Below are 6,269 nucleotides of genomic sequence, written 5' to 3'. Positions count from 1 at the left end.
TTCACTCCCACATCTTCGTGGTCAGAGTGAATCACGAACCAGGAGCTGTCGCGAGCCCTTTTTCAACAGCCTGCTAGACCGCCGGCCAAGCAGATGTATCCGACAACCCATTTCCAGTTGCGGGTATAAACTTCGAACGAAGCCACCCAGATATTGTCTTCGAGCATCACCCGTCTCCTGTCAAACCCCGGATGTACAAGGAGTATCGGAACCACGTTGCGGCTTTCCTAATTGCAGAAGGAAAATTTGCTTTTTGCGAAATCTATGGGCCGGACTCGCACAAGATATCCGTATCGGCCAAAATTCTTCTCGAAAACCAATGCAGGATATCGCAAAGACTGTCTGCCGGACTGTCTTGCTTCCACTTTGGCAGGGGTAACGCTGCCGTGCGCAATCCCGATCAATCCACCCTGATGCCTTGACCCGCCGTCCAGAGAGCAATAGCGGATTGTTCTCTCTATGTCGGCATCATCATGAGGTGGCCATGAACGTTCTTCTTCTCGGCTCCGGCGGCCGCGAACATGCGCTGGCCTGGAAGATCGCCGCTTCGCCGCTGCTGACCAAGCTCTACGCGGCGCCCGGCAATCCGGGCATCGGGGCCGAGGCCGAACTGGTGAAGCTGGATATTGCCCATCACGGCGCCGTAGCCGCCTTCTGCCGCGAGAAAAAAATCGATCTCGTCGTGGTCGGCCCGGAAGGGCCGCTGGTCGCCGGCATTGCCGATGATCTGCGCGCCGAAAACATCCGCGTCTTCGGGCCTTCGAAGGCCGCCGCGCGGCTGGAAGGCTCCAAGGGTTTTACCAAGGATCTCTGCGCCCGGTATAACATCCCGACCGCCGCCTATGGCCGGTTCGGCGACCTGGCCTCCGCCAAGGCCTATGTCGAGAAGACCGGCGCGCCGATCGTCATCAAGGCCGACGGGCTCGCAGCCGGCAAGGGCGTCACCGTCGCCATGACGATGGCTGAAGCACAGGCGGCACTCGATGCCTGTTTCGATGGATCGTTCGGTGCCGCCGGCGCGGAGGTGGTGATCGAGGAATTCATGACCGGCGAGGAGGCGAGCTTCTTCTGCCTCTGTGACGGCACGACGGCGCTTCCCTTCGGCACCGCGCAGGACCACAAGCGCGTCGGCGACGGCGACGTCGGCCCCAACACAGGCGGCATGGGCGCCTATTCGCCGGCCCCGGTGATGACGCCTGACATGATCGAGCGCACCATGCGCGAGATCATCGAGCCGACCATGCGCGGCATGGCCGAACTCGGCGCGCCGTTCGCCGGCATTCTGTTCGCCGGGCTGATGATCACGGAAAACGGACCGAAGCTGATCGAATACAACACCCGTTTCGGCGATCCGGAATGCCAGGTGCTGATGATGCGGCTGAAGGACGATCTTCTGGTGCTGCTCAACGCCGCCGTCGACGGCCAGCTTGCGCATACCTCCGTGCGCTGGCGCGACGAGGCGGCGCTGACCGTTGTGATGGCGGCGAGGGGCTATCCCGGCACACCGGAGAAAGGCTCGGTCATCCGCGGCGTCGAGAACGCTGCCGGCGAAGGCGTCCAGATTTTCCATGCCGGTACAGCCATCAATGGCGGCGCACTGGTCGCCAATGGCGGCCGTGTGCTCAACGTCACGGCGACTGGCGCCACGGTTGGCGAGGCGCAGGCGCGGGCCTATGCCGCGCTCGACCGCATCGACTGGCCGGCCGGGTTCTGCCGCCATGACATCGGCTGGCAGGCCGTGGCGCGCGAGCAGGCCGGCTGAAGTTCCGACCGGGTGGCAGTTACCGGTGGCTGCGATCGAGTTCGGTCGAGGCCGTGCTCAGCGGGTCGGCGGCCGCGGCAAAGGCGGCGTCGAGATGTTCGGGTGAGCGCTGCCCGGCCCGCTTCCAGGCGACATATTGGACAATGCCGAAGCCGGGCCGTCGCGGCACAGTCTTCACGACAGGCATGCGAAATCCGTCGCGAAATTTCGACCAGCGCGAACCGAGCACGGCGGCCATTTCCTCGAATGTCGGCGGCGTCGCCACATCGGCATAGATGATGGTGGCCTTGCCGGCGAGGGCGGCTTCCCGCGAGAGTGGCACCGGCACGCTGGCAAGATAATCGGACGGCACGTCGATCAGCCCGCCAAAAGGCCATTGCTGGCGCAGCGTGCCGGCATCCGTGGGTGCTACGTTGACGTCGATATTGTTGGGCGTGCCGGCAACCCTGTAGGGGCAACGGAAGCGGCCGCAATTGGCCTGCGCCGAGAACTGCCAGAGTGCATAGCCCTGCCAGTTGCCCATCGGAAAATGCACGTCGATGTAAGGCTTGTAGCGCGCGTACCAAAGCGGCAGCCGCGACAGGAGCCGGTATTTGTAGCGGTTGTCGGCGATGTACTGGGCGGTCTTGCCGTTGGTGTAGAGCACCGGGAAGCGGCCGACGCGCCGATGCACCTGACGCGCGAACTCCTCGGCGTCGTCGAGCGACATCCATTGCGAAGGATCGACGCCTTCGATGTCGAGGGCCATGAGATCGTCAGGCGCGGGGTCGGCGAGATCGAGGAAATTGTTGGCCTGCTCGACCGGATTGCCAGGACGGGCGAGGTGATAGGCGCCCCATTTCATGCCGAGCGCCTTGGCCACGACCCTGCGTGTCTGGAACAATTCGCGCGTCACCGCGTGGCGTTTCCACAGCGCCTTGCAAAGCTTTACATCGGTGTCGCTTCCGAAACAGGAATAGGGCGGCGGCACGCCGTCGGACGCCTTGTTGATGAAGGCGACGACGCGCTTGTCTGTGGCAAGTTGCGCCCAGTCGATGGAATTGTACTCGTAGGCGTCGACGACGAGCGCGCGGTCGGCGCTCTTCCATGGCTCGGAGAAGTCCGAAGCTTTTGCCGACATCGACAGCGCCATTGTCGCCGCAAGAACGAGAAGCGCTGTGCGGCGAAGGAAACACGCCGTCCTTTTCAAACAGGGAATCCCCGTTGTTCAAAGGCAATCCTGGACCGCTATGGTTAAGGAAATGCTTCGGGAAGAGCCAGGGTCGACGCGGTCTTTGCCGGATGGCTGGCAAGCGCGAAATTTATCGGGAATCCACGATGAGCCGTTTGCAAGCATTAGCGGCTGCGCGCAGCGCTTCATTCGGTTCGGGCGGATTCAAAATCGCCTCCGCCAAGGCGATCTGATCCTCGATTGAAAGGCCCATGACTGCGGCCTCGCCAGTGGAGGGCAGCGCTGATTGGGCGCGGGCAATAGCGGCCTGCTTGTTTGGCATCATGTCTTCTCCGGCCCCGCATTTACCGCCGGCTGAACGGCTGAAATTCAAACGGGTCAGGCGCGGGCTCTTGCTGCACCGTACCTTCGGCAGCACGCTTGCGGTGGTGGGCAAGCGAGCATTGCGGCGAGCACAATATGCCGCGATCCGACCAGTAGGCGGCGCCGTTTGCCACCTCGCCGTGATAGTAGGAAAACCCCGCTGCTCGGTAGGGCAGGCCGCATTCGATACAGCGATAGGCGTCAGGTCTGGCAAGCATGGGAATGTTCCGGCTGGTTTTCTGTTGCCGGTCGATTTGATCCGGCATCGGTCCAATTTAGTACGGGCCAGCCCGATTGCAAAATCCGCGTGACAAAGTTTGACGTTTACGTAAAAAGAAGGTGGGAGACCGCCCAAAGGCGGATGGTTTTGCGGCGGCACTGGCTCTAGGGTCGGCGAGGCCGGTGCATCAGGAGGATCGAGCGGCATGTATCGGGCACCGGTCGAGGATATCGCGTTCACCCTGAAGCACGTGGCCGGCATGAAATCCGCCCTCGATGCCGGTGCGTTCGGCGATCTCGGCGAGGATCTGGTCGATGCCGTCCTTGGCGAGGCAGGCCGTTTCGCCACCGAGGAGGTGGCTCCGCTTTACAAAATCGGCGACGAACAAGGCGCCGTGTTGAAGGACGCCGCGGTCACCATGCCGCCGGGCTGGAAGGAACTCTATCGCCGCTGGATCGAAGGCGGCTGGAACGCGCTTTCCGGGCCTGAGGAATATGGCGGCCAGGCATTGCCGACCATGCTTGGCGTCGCCGCGCTCGAAATGTGGAATTCGGCCGCCATGGCCTTCGGTATCGGCCCGACGCTGACCATGGGCGCGGTCGAGGCGCTCGACAAGCACGCCTCTGAAGGCCTCAAGGCCAAATATCTCGCAAAGCTCGTCTCCGGCGAATGGATGGGCACGATGAACCTGACCGAGCCGCAGGCCGGCTCCGACCTCGCTGCCCTGCGCGCCCGCGCCGAGCCGGCCGGCGACGGCACCTACCGCATCTTCGGCCAGAAGATTTTCATCACCTATGGCGAGCACGATTTCACCGACAACATCATCCACCTGGTATTGGCGCGGCTGCCCGATGCGCCCGCCGGAACGCGCGGTATTTCGCTGTTCCTGGTGCCGAAATTCCTGGTAGGCGACGATGGCAAGCTGGGCACGCGCAACGACGTCTTCTGTTCCGGGCTCGAGCACAAGCTCGGTATCCATGCCTCGCCGACCTGCACCATGATCTATGGCGATGGTTTCCAGGGTGCCAAGCCGGGCGCAATGGGCTGGCTGATCGGCGAAGAGAACAAGGGCCTCGCCTGCATGTTCACCATGATGAACAATGCGCGGCTTTGCGTCGGCATGCAGGGCGTCGCTGTCGCGGAAGCCGCCACCCAGAAAGCGATCGCCTACGCCAATGACCGCCGTCAGGGCAAGGCGGAAAGCTTTGGTGGCGCCGGCATGGCGCCTATCGTCCACCACCCGGACGTGCAGCGCAACCTTCTGACGATGAAGGCGCTGACACAGATCGCCCGCGCCATCAGCTATTCCTGTGCACACGCCATCGATCTCGCGCGCGTGTCGTCCGGTGACGAGGCGGCGCATTGGCGCGACCGTGCCAATCTCTTGACGCCGCTGGCCAAGGCGTTTTCCACCGATGTCGGCGTGGAAGTCGCCTCGCTTGGCGTCCAGGTGCATGGCGGCATGGGCTTCATCGAGGAAACGGGTGCGGCCGCACTCTACCGCGACGCCCGCATCGCGCCGATCTATGAGGGCACCAACGGCATCCAGGCGATCGATCTGGTGATGCGCAAGCTGCCGCTCGGTGGGGGCGAGCACGTGCATGGCTATATCGACGAACTGGCTGGTATCGCCAATGCGGTGCGAACGTCGAACCTCGAAGGTTTTGGCCGCACCGCCGATGCTCTCGATCAGGCGCTCTCCAATTTGAGGCAAGCAACGCGCTTCCTGCAGAAATTGTCGGCTGATGGAGAAACGGACAAGGCGCTGGCTGGCGCCACGCCGTATCTGCGGCTGATCTCGCTTGCCGCCGGCGGCGCCTATCTGGCGCGGGCCGCTCTTGCCGACCAGGGCCGCATCGCGCTTTGCCGCTTCTTCGCCGAAAACCTGCTTGGCGAAGTCAGCGCTTTGAAGGAGCGCGTCATCGACGGCGCCGAAAGCCTTGCCGTTGCCGGCAAGGCGCTGATTTCCGCCTGACCTTCACAAGGAAAAGACCGTGACAGACCATATCCTCGTCGAGCGCCAGGGCGCCATCCAGATCATCCGCATGAACCGCCCGGACAAGAAGAATGCGCTGACGCGCGCCATGTATGCCAAGATGTCGGCGTCCCTTGCCGAAGGCGACGCCGATCCGGCGGTCCGCGTCCATGTCTTTCTCGGCGTGCCCGGCGCCTTCTCATCCGGCAACGACCTTGCCGATTTCATGATCGTGGCCACCGGTGGCGATGGCGGCACGGAGGTCTGGGATTTCCTGCTGGCGTTGGCCCGTGTCGAAAAGCCCATCGTCTCTGGCGTCGACGGCATCGCGGTCGGCATCGGAACCACGATCAACCTGCATTGCGACCTGACCTTCGCCACGCCACGCACGGTGTTCCGCACGCCCTTCGTCGATCTCGGCCTCGTGCCGGAGGCTGGATCGAGCCTTTTGGTGCCGCGCATCCTGGGTCAGCAGGGCGCTTTCGCCCTTCTCGGCCTAGGCGAAGGCTTCTCGGCCGAGCGCGCGAAGGCCGCCGGGCTGATCTACGAGGTGGTCGAGGAGGGCGCTCTGGAGGCCTCGGTGCTGTCGGCAGCCGGCCAGATCGCGGCCAAGCCGCCGCAGGCGCTCAAGATCGCGCGCGACCTGATGCGTGGCTCACGCGACGATCTGGTCGCCCGCATCGGGGTGGAAAGCGAGCATTTCCGCGAGCGGCTGAAGTCCGACGAGGCGCGTGCCGCGCTCACCGCCTTCATGACCAGGAAAAAGGGCTGAGGTTCC

General features: G+C 63.4%; 6 protein-coding genes. 3 read left to right on the top strand and 3 right to left on the bottom strand.

The features are described from left to right. Positions 1–484 precede the first annotated feature (484 nt). The gene (gene purD, locus LB536_RS28285; RefSeq protein WP_224598344.1) at positions 485–1,762 is read left to right on the top strand and encodes a phosphoribosylamine--glycine ligase; all 1,278 of its coding nucleotides are present in this window, start codon (positions 485–487) and stop codon (positions 1,760–1,762) included. Between the two features lie 19 nt (positions 1,763–1,781). Here purD and LB536_RS28280 read toward each other — a convergent pair whose 3' ends face one another. The 3 genes from LB536_RS28280 to LB536_RS28270 form a co-directional block, all read right to left on the bottom strand. Further along, positions 1,782–2,894, bottom strand: a complete 1,113-nt coding sequence (locus tag LB536_RS28280) for a glycoside hydrolase family 25 protein (RefSeq protein ID WP_224598341.1) — start codon at positions 2,892–2,894, stop codon at positions 1,782–1,784. A gap of 169 nt (positions 2,895–3,063) precedes the next feature. After that, entirely contained in the window at positions 3,064–3,258 is a 195-nt protein-coding gene (locus LB536_RS28275; RefSeq protein WP_224598338.1) for a DUF1778 domain-containing protein, read from the bottom strand. A gap of 19 nt (positions 3,259–3,277) precedes the next feature. Beyond that, the gene (locus LB536_RS28270; protein ID WP_140811684.1) at positions 3,278–3,514 is read right to left on the bottom strand and encodes a hypothetical protein; all 237 of its coding nucleotides are present in this window, start codon (positions 3,512–3,514) and stop codon (positions 3,278–3,280) included. 207 nt (positions 3,515–3,721) lie between these two features. Here LB536_RS28270 and LB536_RS28265 point away from each other — a divergent pair, with 207 nt between their 5' ends. Together LB536_RS28265 and LB536_RS28260 are read left to right on the top strand one after the other, a co-directional pair. After that, positions 3,722–5,491 (top strand): acyl-CoA dehydrogenase, encoded by a 1,770-nt coding sequence (locus LB536_RS28265; RefSeq protein WP_224598335.1) that lies wholly within the window; start codon positions 3,722–3,724, stop codon positions 5,489–5,491. A 19-nt stretch (positions 5,492–5,510) separates the two neighbouring features. Further along, the gene (locus tag LB536_RS28260) at positions 5,511–6,263 is read left to right on the top strand and encodes a crotonase/enoyl-CoA hydratase family protein (RefSeq protein ID WP_224598330.1); all 753 of its coding nucleotides are present in this window, start codon (positions 5,511–5,513) and stop codon (positions 6,261–6,263) included. The last annotated feature ends 6 nt before the right edge of the window (positions 6,264–6,269 follow it).

Origin of the sequence: Mesorhizobium sp. ES1-3 (assembly GCF_020164795.1) — a bacterium.
Lineage (GTDB): Bacteria > Pseudomonadota > Alphaproteobacteria > Rhizobiales > Rhizobiaceae > Mesorhizobium.
This window is presented reverse-complemented; position numbering and strand designations above follow the sequence as displayed.

Bases quoted from the DNA above. Each gene is read 5' to 3' on its own strand.
- LB536_RS28275 (WP_224598338.1), bottom strand. From the start codon at position 3,258: ATGATGCCAAACAAGCAGGCCGCTATTGCCCGCGCCCAATCAGCGCTG.
- LB536_RS28270 (WP_140811684.1), bottom strand. From the start codon at position 3,514: ATGCTTGCCAGACCTGACGCCTATCGCTGTATCGAATGCGGCCTGCCC.
- LB536_RS28280 (WP_224598341.1), bottom strand. From the start codon at position 2,894: ATGGCGCTGTCGATGTCGGCAAAAGCTTCGGACTTCTCCGAGCCATGG.
- LB536_RS28265 (WP_224598335.1), top strand. From the start codon at position 3,722: ATGTATCGGGCACCGGTCGAGGATATCGCGTTCACCCTGAAGCACGTG.
- purD (WP_224598344.1), top strand. From the start codon at position 485: ATGAACGTTCTTCTTCTCGGCTCCGGCGGCCGCGAACATGCGCTGGCC.